Source organism: Kingella kingae ATCC 23330 (genome assembly GCF_900111845.1).
GTDB classification, from domain to species: domain Bacteria; phylum Pseudomonadota; class Gammaproteobacteria; order Burkholderiales; family Neisseriaceae; genus Kingella; species Kingella kingae.
The window spans coordinates 168,297-184,261 of record NZ_FOJK01000058.1 but is presented as its reverse complement, the minus strand read 5'-3'; the positions used below and the strand labels follow the sequence as shown (position 1 = coordinate 184,261).

The following is a 15,965-nucleotide window of genomic DNA, read 5'->3' as shown; positions in this document are numbered from 1 at the left end:
GCACATCACGCATACTCTTTTTTTGAAATTAAATTTCTTAAAATCGTTTTACATTCTTTTTGCAGAAATAATAAAAATTCAAATTAAAATCAAAATGTTATCTAAAAATATCAATAATTCAATTTATTTAATAGTAAATTTTTTTGACATTCTATTACAAATTATGTAAATTAAATCCACAAAATGTAGTCAGAGACTACATTGTTACAATTGCTAATATAACTTTTTGATTTTTATCTATTTAACCCAAGTTGAAAATGTATTTAAAAAGTAAATTGTCTCTCGAAAGTTGTAATTTGATTACAAAATAAACCACTACTGAAAGTCCCACCATATGAACCAACTCTACGACCGCACGTTTGAAAAAGACAACTGCGGCTTTGGCTTAATCGCCAATATTGACGGCGTGCAGAGCCACAAAGTTGTCCGCAACGCCATTTTGGGTTTATCGCGTATGCAGCACCGTGGCGCGATTTTGTCTGACGGCAAAACAGGCGACGGCTGCGGCTTGTCGTTGCAAATGCCTGAAAGTTTCTTCCGCACGATTGCCAATGAACAACAGTTTGCGTTGGCGAAAAATTTTGCGGTTGGGCAAATTTTTCTGCCGCAAGATGAAGCACTTGCCGCGCAATACATCACGATTATCAATGAAGAATTAACACGCGAAACGCTAGGCGTAGCGGCGTGGCGCGATGTGCCGACCAATCCAAACGTATTGGGCGAAATCGCGTTGGCAGATATGCCATTGATTAAACAAGTTTTTGTCAATGCGCCAAATGGCTGGCGCAGCGTGGATTTGCAACGCCGTTTGTTTGTGGCGCGTCGTCGCATTGAAAAACGCATTGACCACGACGATTTTTATATTTGTTCGCTTTCTAATCAAACCATTATCTACAAAGGTTTGTGTATGCCGAAAGATTTGCCTAAATTTTATTTAGATTTGGGTGATTTGCGTATGCAATCCGCTATCTGTTTGTTTCATCAACGCTTTTCAACCAATACCATGCCGCGCTGGAAATTGGCGCAACCGTTCCGCTATTTAGCGCACAACGGCGAAATCAACACAATTTCAGGCAACCGCGCTTGGGCTCGCGCTCGCGCCCACAAATACCACACGCCATTGATTCCCGATTTGCAAACCGCCGCGCCGTTTGTGAATGAAACAGGTTCAGATTCCAGCTCTATGGACAATATGTTGGAAGTGTTGGTTTGTGGCGGCATGGATTTGTTCCGCGCCATGCGTTTGCTTGTGCCGCCTGCTTGGCAAAATAACCCCGACATGGACGACGATTTACGCGCATTCTACGATTTCAATTCCATGCACATGGAACCGTGGGACGGTCCAGCAGGGATTGTGTTGTCGGACGGACGCTATGCAGCCTGTAATCTTGACCGCAACGGTTTGCGCCCAGCGCGTTTTGTGATTACGCACGACCGTTTGATTACGATTGCGTCTGAAGTCGGCATTTGGGATTACGCGCCCGATGAAGTGGCGGAAAAAGGTCGCGTTGGACCGGGCGAATTGCTCGTAATTGACACGAAAAACGGTAAATTGCTGCATTCGCACGAAATTGACAACGAATTACGCAATCGCCACCCATACCGTGCTTGGTTGGATAAAAATGTGATGCGTTTAGTGCCATTTGAGCAACTGCCCGACAGCGAAGTTGGCGAAGCGGCAATGGACGATAAGACGTTAAAAATTTACCAAAAACAATTCTTGTACGATTTGGAAGAATTGGAAAGTACCTTGCGCGTAGCTGGCGACGATGGCTATGAAGCGGTTGGCTCTATGGGCGACGACGCGCCATTTGCGGTGCTGTCGGAACGTCATCGCGTGGTGTACGACTATTTCCGCCAATATTTCGCCCAAGTTACCAATCCACCGATTGATCCATTGCGTGAAGCCCATGTGATGAGTTTGACGACCAGCATTGGGCGCGAAATGAGCGTGTTTTTTGAAGCCGAAGGTATGAGCAGCCGCGTGAATTTCAAATCGCCTGTGTTGTTGTATTCGGATATGCAACAAATTTTCAGGCTGCCTGAAAGCGATTACCGCCACCAAATCATTGACGCGACTTATAATCCTGACGAATGCAGCTTGAAACAAGCGGTTGAGCAATTATGTCAATCGGCGGAGCAAGCAGTGCAAAATGGCGCAGTGTTGCTGATTATTTCCGATAAAAATATTGCGGAAAATCGCCAACCGATTCCAATGCCGTTTGCCGTTGGTGCGGTGCAAAATAATTTGGTAAACAAGCAATTACGTTGCGATGCCAATATTATTGTGGAAACGGCAGAAGCGCGAAATCCACATCATTTTGCGGTGTTGATTGGCTTGGGTGCGACGGCGGTTTATCCGTATTTGGCGTACGAAAGTTTGGCGAACATGGTCAAAGTCGGCGCAATTCAAAAACCGTTGCGCGTGGTTACGCAAAATTTCCGCAATAGCATTAACAAAGGCTTGTACAAAATCATGTCCAAAATGGGCATTTCGTGCGTGTCGTCTTATCGTTGTGCGCGATTATTTGAAAATGTCGGTTTAGGTAAAGAAATCAGCGAATTATGTTTCCCTGAAATGACCAGTCGCGTAGCAGGTGCAACGTTTGCCGATTTGGACGAAAAAATCACGCAAACACGCCAAAATGCTTGGCGCAGCAGCGTGAATGTGGACGCTGGTGGCTACCTGAAATTCAAACCACAAGGCGAATACCACGCCTATAATCCCGATGTGGTAAACAGCATTCAGGTAGCCTGTAACTCTGGCGATTACAACAAATACAAAATTTATCGTGATTTTGTCAATAATCGTCCTGTGATGTCTATTCGCGATATGTTCTGCTTGAAAACCGAACAATGTCAGCCGATTGAATTGGACAAAGTTGAGCAACCTGAAAACTTATACAAACGCTTTGACAGCGCGGCGATGTCTATTGGCGCGTTGAGTCCTGAAGCGCACGAAAGTTTGGCGATTGCCATGAACCGTTTGGGCGGCTTCTCCAATTCAGGCGAAGGTGGCGAAGACCTTGCGCGTTACGGCACAGAAAAAGTGTCGCGCATTAAACAAGTCGCATCTGGGCGTTTTGGCGTTACGGCGGCGTATTTGATGAGCGCGGACGTAATCCAAATTAAAGTGGCACAAGGCGCGAAACCAGGTGAAGGCGGTCAATTACCGGGCGATAAAGTTACGCCATACATCGCGCAACTGCGTTATGCCGTCCCCGGTTCTACGCTGATTTCGCCGCCGCCACATCACGACATTTATTCTATTGAAGATTTGGCGCAACTGATTTTTGACTTGAAACAAATCAATCCAAAAGCCTTGATTTCTGTGAAATTGGTGTCGCTGCCGGGCGTTGGCACGATTGCGACTGGCGTGGCAAAAGCGTATGCTGATTTAATCACGATTTCGGGCTACGACGGCGGCACAGGCGCGTCGCCATTGACGAGTGTGAAATACGCAGGCAGCCCTTGGGAATTGGGTTTGGCGGAAGCGCAACAGGCTTTGGTGGAAAACAATTTGCGCCACAAAGTGCGTTTGCAAGTGGACGGCGGTTTGAAAACAGGCTTGGACGTGGTTAAGGCAGCCATTTTGGGCGCGGAAAGTTTCGGTTTCGGTACGGGACCTATGGTGGCGTTGGGTTGTCGTTATTTGCGGATTTGCCATTTGAATAATTGCGCGACGGGTATCACCACCCAAGACGACGCATTACGCAGCAAACATTTCCACGGCGACGCGGAAAAAGCGATGAATTACTTTAAATTTATCGCGCAAGATGTGCGTGAAATTTTGGCGAGCTTGGGCGTGAATAAATTGACAGATTTGATTGGCAGAACGGATTTGCTGGAAATCATTGAAGGCAAAACGGCGCAACAACGCGGTTTGGATTTGAGTAAATTGTTGTATTCGCCAAAAATCCCTGCTGGCAGCGCACCGTACAACACGCAACGCAACGACCCATTTGACCAAGGTTTGTTAAATAAAGCGATTATGGGCGAAGTGCAGGCTGCTTTTGAAGCTGGCGAAAGCCGTAAAATGTCTTTTGATATTAGCAATTTAGACCGTTCTGTCGGTGCAACGCTTTCAGGCAGCATTGCGAAATTGCACGGCAACGCTGGCAAACGTGGTCAAGAATTTACAATCAATTTGAACGGCACGGCTGGACAAAGTTTGGGCGTGTGGTTGGCTGGCGGCGTGTCGTTGCATTTGACTGGTGATGCGAATGACTATGTCGGCAAAGGCATGGGCGGTGGCGTGATTAGCATTCGTCCGCATAATGGCGTGTCGTTCCAATCGCACAAAGCGACGATTGTTGGCAACACTTGTTTGTATGGCGCGACTGGCGGCGAATTGTTTGCAGCTGGACGTGCTGGCGAGCGTTTTGCGGTTCGCAATTCGGGCGCAACGGCAGTGGTTGAAGGCATTGGTGACAATGGTTGCGAATACATGACGGGTGGCGTGGTAACGGTGTTGGGTAAAACAGGCATCAACTTCGGCGCAGGTATGACAGGCGGATTTGCTTACATTTTGGACATGGACGGCAAATTCAAAGGGCGCATTAACGGCGAAATGGTGGAAGGCTTATCCATTACCGATTTGCCGCAACACCAAGAGCATTTGCGTGGATTGGTTGCGCGACACGTTGAATTGACGCATAGCAGCATTGGCGAACAGGTTTTGGCGGACTGGGAAAATTATGTTGGCAAATTTGTGTTGGTTAAACCCAAAGCCAATGATGTGAACGCGCTGCTCGGACACAAACGCCGTAGCGTGTTGGAATTGCGTCAGATTACCGCGTAAGTGTTTTTCAGGTAGCCTGAAAATACACGGCATTTGCTCCCTCTCCTGTGGGAGAAGGTTAGGGAGAGGGCAAAATGTCAGGCATAAGAAATGGTTGTTTAGTGCAACGGTTTTCCCTCTCCCTAGCCCTATCCCAAAGGAGAGGGAACAGATTGCTGTTGATTTAAACATTTCTTATGTAATCTTTCAGGCAGCCTGAAACCAAAAAAATAACATTCAAGGAACAAACCATGTCCAAAGAAAATATTTATCAATTTATTGATTTGCCGCGTACCGACCCACAGAAAATCCCGTTGGCAAATCGCAAAAAAGAATTTATAGAAATTTATCAAGCCTTTACCGATACGCAAGCGCAAAGCCAAGCCGACCGTTGTTTGGCGTGTGGCAATCCGTATTGCCAAAACAAATGTCCATTGCACAACAATATCCCGAATTGGCTGCGTTTAGCCAACGAAGGGCGCATTATTGAAGCGGCGGAATTGGCACATTCAACTAACACGCTGCCTGAAGTTTGCGGACGTGTTTGCCCACAAGACCGCTTGTGCGAAGGCGATTGCACACTCAATGCCGAATTTGGCGCGGTAACGATTGGCAATATTGAAAAATACATTACCGAAAAAGCCTTTGAAATGGGCTGGAAACCAAGCATTCAAGCGGAAAAAACAGGCAAAAAAGTTGCCGTGATTGGCGCGGGTCCTGCGGGTTTGGGTTGCGCGGATATTTTGATTCGCAATGGCGTAGATGTTACCGTTTACGAACGCCAACAAGAAATTGGCGGTTTACTGACATTCGGTATTCCCGCATTTAAATTAGAAAAAGAGGTAATGCGTCGCCGCCGAGAATTATTCAGCGAAATGGGCGTGGCATTTGCATTGGGCGTAGAAATTGGCAAAGACATTCAACTAAATGATTTGGTGAATCAATATGATGCGGTATTTCTGGGCGTAGGCACATACAAAGGCATGACGGCAAATATTCCCAATGAAAACGCGGCTGGTGTGTATTCCGCTTTGCCGTTTTTGATTGGCAATACGCAAAATTTGTTGAATTTGGACGCGCCTGAATATGTGAGCATGGCTGGTAAGCGCGTGGTGGTGTTGGGCGGTGGCGACACGGCAATGGACTGCGTTCGCACATCGGTTCGTCAAGGCGCGGCGGAAGTTACCTGCGTGTATCGCCGCGACGCTGCGAATATGCCCGGTAGCAAAAAAGAATACATCAACGCGAAAGAAGAAGGCGTAGCGTTCCAATTCAACGCGCAACCTGTGCAAATTGAAGCCGAGCCAGTTGCCGTGCAAACCGATGAAAGCGGCAAAGTTACAGGCATTCAAATTGTTCGCACGCAAATGGGCGAGCCTGACGAAAACGGTCGCCGCCGCGCCGAAGTGATTTCAGGCAGCGAAGAAGTGATTGCTTGTGATGCGGTGATTGTGGCGTTTGGTTTTGCGCCGCATGAAATGGCGTGGTTGGTGAGCGTGAATGTGGCGACCGATAATCGCGGCAGAATTGCACGTTCAGGCAGCCTGAAACAGCAAACGTCTAATGAAAAAATCTTTGCTGGCGGCGATATTACGCGCGGTTCGGATTTAGTGGTTACGGCGATTGCGGAAGGTCGCACGGCGGCGGAAAGTATTTTGGAATATTTGGGCGTGTGAATTTGCAGGCTACCTGAATGTAATTTAATTTCCAAAAACAAACCAAAAGAAAACCAAAATTCGCAATAATTTAATCAAATTAAAGTAATTTAATTATATTAGTTTCAAAAAAAATGAATTTTTAGTAAAAAAATTACAATAAATTCACAAAATCGGTTGAAATGTAACGGTGCTAGTGGCACAATTCATTTACACCATTTAACTCACTTTAACTAATCACTAGGAGCAATGCCATGTCTATCAAAGATGTAGTAAAAATGATTGAGGACAACGATGTCCGTTTTGTTGATTTGCGCTTTACCGACACCAAAGGCAAGCAACATCATTTCACGATTCCAGCGCGTGTTGTGTTGGAAGACCCAGAAGAATGGTTTGAAAATGGTCAAGCGTTTGACGGCTCGTCAATCGGCGGCTGGAAAGGCATTCAAGCGTCTGATATGCAGTTGCGCCCTGACGCGACAACCGCATTTATTGACCCATTTTACGATGATGCAACGGTTGTTTTGACTTGTGATGTGATTGACCCAGCGGACGGCAAAGGTTACGACCGCGACCCACGTTCTATCGCCAAACGCGCCGAAGCGTATTTGAAATCATCAGGCATTGGCGATACGGCTTTCTTTGGTCCTGAACCTGAATTTTTCGTATTTGACGGTGTGGCATTTGAAACGCACATGGACAAAGCGCGTTTTGAAATCACTTCTGAAACAGGCGCATGGTCTAGCGGCAAACATTTTGACGGTCAAAACACAGGTCATCGCTCAACCGTAAAAGGCGGTTACGCGCCTGTTGCGCCTGTGGACGCGGGTCAAGATTTGCGTTCGGCAATGGTTCGTATTTTGGAAGAAATCGGCATTCCTGTGGAAGTTCATCACGGCGAAGTGGCAACTGGTTCGCAAATGGAAATCGGCACAAAATTCAGCACATTGGTTAAACGCGCTGACTGGACGCAAGATTTGAAATACGTTGTATGGAATACGGCACACAATTTCGGCAAAACGGCAACTTTCATGCCAAAACCATTGATGGGCGACAACGGTAGCGGTATGCACGTTCACCAATCTATTTGGAAAGACGGCAAAAACTTGTTCTCTGGCGACGGCTACGCTGGTTTGAGCGAAACGGCATTGTTCTACATCGGCGGCATCATCAAACACGCCAAAGCGTTGAATGCGATTACCAATCCTTCTACCAATTCATACAAGCGTTTGGTGCCACACTTTGAAGCCCCTGTGAAATTGGCGTATTCTGCGAAAAACCGTTCTGCGTCAATCCGTATTCCTGCGGTAACTAGCCCGAAAGCGGTTCGCATTGAAGCGCGTTTCCCAGACCCAATGGCTAACCCATACTTGGCGTTTGCGGCATTGTTGATGGCTGGCTTGGACGGCATTCAAAACAAAATCCACCCTGGCGACCCTGCAACGAAAAACTTGTACGATTTGCCACCAGAAGAAGATGCTCAAGTGCCAACCGTGTGCGCATCTTTGGACGAAGCGTTGAAAGCGTTGAAAGAAGACCACGAGTTCTTGACTCGCGGCGGTGTGTTTAGCCAAGATTGGATTGACAGCTACATCGCGTTCAAAGAAGAAGATGTACGCCGTATGCAAATGGCTCCGCATCCGTTGGAATTTGAAATGTATTACTCTTTGTAATCATGTGATTGCATGATTTGAAATATGCAGGCTGCCTGAAAGATATTTCTTTTTCAGGCAGCCTGCAATTTTTGTTATACAATTCGCCAATTATTCTCAAAACAAGGCAACTTTGAATGATTGAAATCAAAAACGTCTCCCACAAAATTGGCGAACAGCAAATTTTAAATAATGTGTCTTTGAATATTCCGCAAAACGGCATTACCGCGCTGATTGGCGCAAACGGTGCTGGCAAATCCACGCTGATGTCGTTTATGGCGCGGTTGCAGCCGTTGGTTTCAGGCAGCATTGCGTACAATGGGCGCGATTTGGCAACTACGCCAACGGCTGATGTGGCGAAAATTTTGGCGATTTTGACGCAGGAAAACAGCATTCACAGCCGCATTTCCGTGCGTGATTTGCTGCTGTTTGGGCGTTATCCGTATCATCAGGGGCGACCGACTGACGAAGATAAAGCGATTGTAGAACAAGCGATTGTGCAATTTCAGCTTGAACCGTTGGCACAGCGTTATTTGACCGAATTGTCGGGCGGACAACGCCAACGCGCCTTAATCGCCATGGTGTTTTGTCAAAGCACGGAATATGTGTTGCTGGACGAGCCGTTGAATAATTTGGATATGTATTACGCGAAAAATTTAATGCAGCTTTTGCGCGAATTGACGCATGAACACAATCGCACAACTGTGGTTGTGTTGCACGACATCAATATGGCGGCGGCGTATGCGGATTATGTGATTGCGATGCAGAAAGGCGAAGTGAAATTTTCAGGCAGCCCCGAAGAAGTGTTTACAGTTGAAAATATTAAAGAATTGTTTGATATGGAGGTGGAAGTGTTAGACCACAAAGGGAAAAAATTGATTGTTCATCATATTTAAATCGCCAAAAAGCAGCCTGCACTTCCTATCTAATCTCACTCAAACATCTTCGCCAATTCCTGCGAACGCGCACAAGCAGCCTGCACGCCTGCACCAATGTGTTGCGCGACTTGCTGTTCGTTAAAATGCGTCAGCGCGGCAAAAGTCGTGCCACCTTTGGACGTTACCTTGTCTTGCAACACGCGCAACTCTTCACCCGTGTGTTCTGCCAACGCCACCGCACCTTTGAATGTTTGAAGACTCAACGTGCGCGCTTGTTCGGCATCAAAGCCCAAATCCAGAGCCGCTTGTTGCAAAGCGTTCATCAAATAAAACACATACGCTGAACCGCTGCCCGATACGGCAGTTATCGCGTGCATTTGCGCTTCGTCATTCAGCCAAACAGTGCTGCCCGAAGTCGCAAAAATGGCTTGGGCGATGTGTTTGTCCGCTTCGTTCACCGCGCTGGCAGCGAATAAACCTGTTACGCCTAAACCAATTTGCGCTGGTGTGTTGGGCATGGCGCGAATCATGCGTTGCGTGCCACCCAAATAACGCGACAAAGTGACAAGGCTCAACCCTGCTGCCAACGAAATCACCAACGCACCGTTGCTTGCCACGTTTTCGCAAGCAGCCTGCATATCTTGCGGTTTAACTGCCAAAATCAGCACATCGTTTTTGGTGAGCATGGGCAATTTTTCCGAAACGCTTACGCCATATTTGGCTGCCAACGCCGCGCGTTTTTCTGCACCACGATTGGCAACGTGAATCTCTGTCGTGCGCTCTGCTTGACACAAACCAGCCACAATCGCCGCTGCCATATTGCCGCCGCCTAAAAAGTAAATCGTCATTTTATTCTCCCAAAATATGAAACACGGCACATTATATAGTTGATGCAAAGATTTTTTAATACAAGGCGACAACGTCCGCCGTGTACGCATAGTATAGTGATTTAAATTTAGATTAGTACGGCATTGCCAACTCCCTTATGTACTACGCGTACACGGCGGTCGTTGTCGCCTTGTCCTAATCTAAATTTAAACCACTATACATAAGGGTGTTGGCAACGCAGTATTAAAAGATAAGTGCATTAACTACAGCCCGAAAGCAGCCTGCACTTCGTTATAATGCAGGCTGCTTTGTATTGGAAAAATCAATCATGCTTGTAAATCCCCTTGCATTTATTTTGCCATTTTTCTTATTATTCTTTCCTATCTGGCTATTAAGCGCGTTATATCTCAATTACCGTTTGGCAAAAAATGGTTTAATGCTGACCGCAATCCAGATATAGATGCCATCAACCCTGCTATTTTGTCTGTTATTGCATGGTTGGTGTATGTGTTTGGTTTACTGGTTTTTCAGTTGGTTATAGACAATAGCTTAATCGTATTTTTTTGGGCGTGTTTATTGGTTTGGCTGTTTTTTAATTTCATGGCAACCAACAGCATTTGGGTTTTTCTGGAACACAAATGCCCACGCGATTTTTGGCGACCCATTGTTTTATTGATGATTGTTGCCTATCCACACATATTGAGTATTTTGATTAATGTGTTTTTTTGATTGATTTTAAAGCAGCCTGCATTTGATATAATGCAGGCTGCTTTAATTATTCTTTTAATCCACCAGAAAGGACAATATGAAAACGCTGGATAGATTAACGGACGAGCATGAAGAGAGTTATTTTTTAACAGTAGAACGCAATGAACAATTTGTTACATAACAAACTTGTCGTGCTAAACCAAAACCTATTTTTAATCCACCCGAAGAATTGCAATTATAATTTTCAGGCAGCCTGAAAATTCACACGAATAAAAACTTGTCGGGTTGCCAACCCGACCTACACGACACAAGGAAAAAACCAAATGGCAAAAGCCCCAAAAATCCAATTCCAATGCACCGAATGCGGTGGCACAACACCCAAATGGGTTGGCAAATGCCCGCATTGTGGCGAATGGAACACGCTTTCTGAACAGCTAACCGCACCCGAACCCAAAAACGCGCGTTTCCAATCGTGGGCGGCGGAAACCACGCAAGTGCAAGAATTATCCAAAGTTACCGCCATGGAAGTCCCACGCGAAGCCACTGGCATGGGCGAACTTGACCGCGTGTTGGGCGGCGGTTTGGTGGACGGTGCGGTCATTTTGCTCGGTGGCGACCCAGGTATTGGCAAATCCACTTTGTTGTTGCAAACCATTGCTTTAATAGCGAAAAAACGCAAAGTGCTGTATGTGTCGGGTGAGGAATCGGCGCAACAAGTGGCGTTGCGTTCGCAGCGTTTGGGGCTGAATGCGGACGGCGTGAATTTGTTGGCGGAAATCCGTTTGGAGGCGATTCAGGCTGCCTTAAAACAGCACGAGCCGTCTGTGGTCGTGATTGACTCGATTCAAACGATGTATTCTGACCAAATCACGTCCGCCCCTGGCTCGGTGTCGCAGGTGCGCGAATGTGCGGCGCAACTGACGCGAATCGCCAAACAAATGGGCATTGCGATGATTTTTGTTGGACACGTTACCAAAGACGGCGCGATTGCGGGTCCGCGCGTGTTGGAGCATATGGTGGACACGGTGCTGTATTTTGAGGGCGATCAGCATTCCAATTACCGCATGATTCGGGCGATTAAAAACCGTTTTGGGGCGGCGAATGAATTGGGCGTGTTTGCGATGACGGAAACGGGCTTGAAAGGCGTTTCTAATCCGTCTGCGATTTTTTTGGCGAGCTATCGCGATGATGTGGCGGGTTCGTGCGTGTTGGTTACGCAAGAGGGCAGTCGTCCGCTTTTGGTGGAAATTCAGGCACTTGTTGATGATGCGCACGGTTTCACGCCGAAGCGTTTAACGGTGGGTTTGGAGCAAAACCGTCTTGCCATGTTGCTGGCGGTGCTGAATCGCCACGCTGGCATTGCGTGTTTTGACCAAGATGTGTTTTTGAATGCGGTCGGCGGCGTGAAAATCAGCGAACCTGCGGCGGATTTGGCGGTAATTTTGGCGATGTTGTCGAGCTATCGCAATAAGCCGCTGCCTGAAAAAATGGTGGCGTTTGGGGAAATTGGTTTGAGTGGCGAAATTCGTCCTGTGCCACGTGGGCAGGAGCGTTTGAAAGAAGCGGAGAAATTGGGCTTTAAACGGGCGATTGTGCCGAAAGCGAATTTGCCGAAGAATTTAAAAGAGTTCCCAAGCCTGAAAATTCAAGGCGTAAGCAGCCTGCAAGAAGCGGTGAATGCTTGTCGGGATTGGGAATAAAAAAGCAGCCTGCACTTTATTGTTGATTCAAAGTGCAGACTGCTTTTGTGTTCGCAAATCGACTCCCTCTCCTTTGGGAGAGGGCAGAGGAGAGGGGATGGGTTACGCTCTCCGTGCAGGCTGCTTTTAAATTTGCGTGGTCAATCCTGTTACGCTATATCGCATCAAAATTATTTAAAATCAACAAATTACTTGAAATTAAGAAAAATTTTGCTACAATAAAAAGCACGACAATTTCGTCGTAATAGCAAAGGAAAAATATCATGACAACTTGTAAAACCCACCAAAATCACGAACATCAACACGGCGCAAATTGTGGACACACTGCAATTAAACATGGCGACCACGTAGATTACTTGCATGATGGACATTTGCATCACGCGCACAACGGTCATTACGATGAACATACGTTAGATGTAAACGAACAAAACCCAGACGACTGCCACCCAACGCACGAATGTGCTGAACACGTTCACGGCGAAGGCTGCGGACACGAAGCCGTGCCACATGGCGACCATGTAGATTACATTGTAAACGGACGTTTGCACTACCAACACGGCGACCATTGTGATGACCATGGCGCAGTGGAAATTGTGAAATAATCTTGCCGCGTTAATTATAGTGGATTAAATTTAGATTAGGACAAGGCGACAACGACCGCCGTGTACATCTAGTACATAAGGGAGTTGGCAACGCCGTACTAATCTAAATTTAATTCACTATAAAAGCAGCCTGCACTTTTTGTTGATTGAAAGTGCAGGCTGCTTTTTTGTGTGTACCAATCTATTTCAGCCTGACCTGCGGCTGGAACGTCGGCGGCTCACCGACACATTTCAAATGTCACATCATTTTTTTGATGGCGCGAACATTTGCAAATTTTGTCGGCGAGCCGCCGACGCTCCATTACGCCCCTTTCATTTTCTCATACACCCCAAACAAAAACTCCACTCTATCCGCATCATCGTTACCGCCAGTGTAGCCGTAAGCATTATCCACAGCTTTATCTAGCGCGGCGTGGGCGGCGTGCAAGCGCGTAAACGGTGCGCCCCTGCGATACAAATCCGCCAAGCTCGGCTCGGGCAAGTTTTCCTGTTGCGCTTGGGCTATGTAATGCGCTCGTGCGTCCAACACGGCTTGGGCGGCTGTGGCAATTGCGGTGCGGTGTTTTTGTTCGGCTGGGCTGATTTCGGTTTCAGGCTGCCTGAATGCGGCAAACGGAAACGGAAAATTGTTATAAACAATCGTATTGGAATAGCGGTAATCGCTTTTCAATCGCCCTGCCACGGTTCGCATAAACTCATTGTGCATGGTGCTGCTTAATAGCCCGAAGTGGTACAAAGTCGCGTTTGGCAAACTAAAATTTGCATTGCCGTTAATCGTATTACTATTCAAATAACCAATCGGGATAAATTCGCGTGTTTCCGATGAAGCGCTTGGAATTAACAAATAATTTCCGCTTTCAGGCTGCCTGATTGCTTGAAATAAATGCGGCGTGGCTGCGGCTTTATTGGTTTGCTTATCTGAACTTTCTAAACGCATTTGTTTAACCAATTCAATGCGTTTGGCAACCAAAGGCATTTTTTGTAAATCGGTAAACAATCGCATTTCACTCATTCCATGAAACCACAAACACCAGCGTTCTTTATTATTCAAAAATTCTTCCGCGCCCAAAAATCGGCGAATGTATTGTTCCGCCAATGGTTCGGCTGCAATCAATTCGTTTTTTTCTTCGGTTGATAAAATTAAATTACCGCCGTCAGTTGGTTTGCTGCCGTAAATCATTTCAGGCTCGCCCGAAATTGGTTTACTGCGTTTTTCAATAATCACATTCGGCGCATCAATCAAATACGGATTGATGTTCGCCACTTCGCGTTTTTCAGGCTGCCCTTTGATGTCGGGATAATCAAATAAATATTTCGCACCCGAATGCTTTTCAGGCTGCCTGAAACCCACAATCACGCAATGCACCGCCGCTTTGCCGTGCGCTTGGCTCGTCCATTGAAACGTGCGGTGCGCGAAATGAATTTCCACGCCCCAATCCAACAACGCGCCCCAAAGTGCTTCCACTTGCTGCCCTTGGCAAATGGAATTGGTAGAAACAAAAGCAGCCTGCACTTGCGGATTGTCGCGCATGATTTGCGCCGCTTTCACATACCAATTTGCCACATAATCCAAAATCCCAGCATTTTTCAGGCTGCCTGAAACCGCTTGCGTGTCCGCTTTTTGCTCTTTGGTTTGATACGTTGAACCGATAAACGGCGGATTGCCAAGAATAAAATCCACGTTTTCCCAATCCAATCGCAGCGAATTGCCGTGCGTGATGTGTGCCAATTTGCGTAGCGGAATATTCAGGCTGCCGTAGCCTTTGCCCAATGCCGCGCCTTCGTGCAAATTGCATAAATGGTCAATCAACCACATGGACAACACCGCAATTTCCGCCGCCAATCCGTCAATTTCAATGCCGAAAAATTGCTCAATGCTGACGGCAGATTGCAAATGCGTTTTATCCAATTTCTGATATTCGTGAATGACTTGAATCTCCAATTCACGCAAGGCGCGATACGCCGCCACAAGAAAATTGCCTGTGCCGCAAGCTGGGTCTAAAAATTTGAGTTTCGCGATTTTTTGTTGAAATTCAATCAAGCGTTTTTTCTTGTCGCGTTTCAGGCTGCTAATTTGCGCCAATTCCGCTTTTAAATCGTCCAAAAACAACGAGTTGATGACTTTTTCAATATTGTCTTTTTCGGTGTAATGCGCGCCCAATTCGCGGCGTTCGTTCACGTCCAACGCTTCCTGAAACAGCGAGCCGAAAATTTCGGGCGAAATAAAGCCCCAGTTGATTTCCCTGCCGATGTGAATCAGCTTTTGGCGCATTTCGCTGTCAAAATAAATGGTGGGCAGTGTTTCGGCGAATAAGCCGCCGTTGATGTAGTCAAATTCTTGTAAATATTCAGGCAGCTTGGGTGAGCGTTTGGCGGTGTTGAGCGTTTGGAATAATTCCGTGAGCATTGCACCTGTGTCGCTGCCGTCTGCTTTGGTGTGTTTGTCGATTAGGCGGTTGAATTGGTCGGGGCGGAAAATGCCTGTATCTTCGGCGAATAGGCAAAACAAAATGCGGATTAGGAATTTACGCACGGTGTCGGTATTGTAATCGGCTTTAATGCCGTTGTAGAGTTCGCGCATCATCGCGGACGCTTGCAAATTAACAAGGCTTTGCGCGTGATGAATTTCCGTTTCCAAATCCAGCAAAAAATTGAATAAACCGATGTTTTCAGGCAGCTTTTCAAGCGGAAATTCTACGCAAGCCGTGCCAATGGTTTCGTAAAATCGCATGGTTGCGAAATCGCACACGATGAAATACGGCGGTAAATTTTCAGGTTCTTGGGCGCGGATTTGTTCTAAATATTCACGCGCTTGGGCGGCGGCATCGTCTAGGTTTTTGCCTTTGGTTTTTTGTTCGCAGAGCAATTTTTTCGGCACGAAAACATCGGCGAATTTGGTGGATTTTTCTGCTTTTAATCGCTTTTCCAAAATGGCAATGGCTTTGCGGTCTAGCCCGAAAATGGCGAAAAATTCGTTCCAAAAGGTTTGGGATTCGGATTTTTCGTCTGATTCGTGTTGCCAGCGTGTGGCGAAGGTTTGGGCGTTGATGAGGATTTGGGCGGAAGTGAGCATGGGGATTTTTCCTGTTGCGTAAATGGAGTGGATTATACGGTTTTAGGCTGCTTTTCGGTACACGATACAATGGAGCGTCGGCGGCTCGC

Annotated in this window: 9 protein-coding genes; 7 read left to right on the top strand and 2 right to left on the bottom strand. The window is 46.7% G+C overall.

Features of this window, described 5'->3' with window-relative positions; translation table 11 throughout:
* The first annotated feature begins 334 nt into the window (after positions 1-334).
* From gltB to BQ5809_RS08955, 4 genes are all read left to right on the top strand, one after another.
* Positions 335-4,801 (top strand): glutamate synthase large subunit, encoded by a 4,467-nt coding sequence (gene gltB / locus BQ5809_RS08970; protein WP_003785913.1) that lies wholly within the window; start codon positions 335-337, stop codon positions 4,799-4,801.
* Positions 4,802-5,031: 230 nt separating this feature from the next.
* Positions 5,032-6,456 carry an FAD-dependent oxidoreductase gene (locus BQ5809_RS08965; protein ID WP_003785914.1) on the top strand — a complete coding sequence of 475 codons (1,425 nt, stop codon included), beginning with the start codon at positions 5,032-5,034 and terminating at the stop codon, positions 6,454-6,456.
* A 233-nt stretch (positions 6,457-6,689) separates the two neighbouring features.
* Complete coding sequence (glnA, locus tag BQ5809_RS08960) at positions 6,690-8,108, top strand: type I glutamate--ammonia ligase (protein WP_003785915.1); 1,419 nt, start codon at positions 6,690-6,692, stop codon at positions 8,106-8,108.
* Positions 8,109-8,224: 116 nt separating this feature from the next.
* A complete protein-coding gene (locus BQ5809_RS08955; RefSeq protein WP_003785916.1) occupies positions 8,225-8,983 on the top strand; it encodes an iron ABC transporter ATP-binding protein in 759 nt (252 codons plus the stop codon).
* Positions 8,984-9,018: 35 nt separating this feature from the next.
* Here the strand turns inward: BQ5809_RS08955 and proC are convergent, their stop codons facing one another.
* On the bottom strand, positions 9,019-9,813 hold the full coding sequence (gene proC, locus BQ5809_RS08950; RefSeq protein ID WP_003785917.1) for a pyrroline-5-carboxylate reductase: 795 nt from the start codon (positions 9,811-9,813) through the stop codon (positions 9,019-9,021).
* 460 nt (positions 9,814-10,273) lie between these two features.
* Here proC and BQ5809_RS08945 point away from each other — a divergent pair, with 460 nt between their 5' ends.
* The 3 genes from BQ5809_RS08945 to BQ5809_RS08930 all read left to right on the top strand — a co-directional run bounded on the left by BQ5809_RS08945 (position 10,274) and on the right by BQ5809_RS08930 (position 12,803).
* Positions 10,274-10,522 (top strand): hypothetical protein, encoded by a 249-nt coding sequence (locus tag BQ5809_RS08945; protein ID WP_003789854.1) that lies wholly within the window; start codon positions 10,274-10,276, stop codon positions 10,520-10,522.
* Positions 10,523-10,824: 302 nt separating this feature from the next.
* On the top strand, positions 10,825-12,201 hold the full coding sequence (gene radA, locus BQ5809_RS08940; protein WP_003785922.1) for a DNA repair protein RadA: 1,377 nt from the start codon (positions 10,825-10,827) through the stop codon (positions 12,199-12,201).
* 263 nt (positions 12,202-12,464) lie between these two features.
* The gene (locus BQ5809_RS08930; RefSeq protein ID WP_003785924.1) at positions 12,465-12,803 is read left to right on the top strand and encodes a hypothetical protein; all 339 of its coding nucleotides are present in this window, start codon (positions 12,465-12,467) and stop codon (positions 12,801-12,803) included.
* Positions 12,804-13,104: 301 nt separating this feature from the next.
* On the opposite strand, the gene BQ5809_RS08925 is transcribed toward BQ5809_RS08930, so the two are convergent.
* A complete protein-coding gene (locus BQ5809_RS08925) occupies positions 13,105-15,876 on the bottom strand; it encodes a class I SAM-dependent DNA methyltransferase (protein ID WP_003785925.1) in 2,772 nt (923 codons plus the stop codon).
* Positions 15,877-15,965 lie beyond the last annotated feature (89 nt).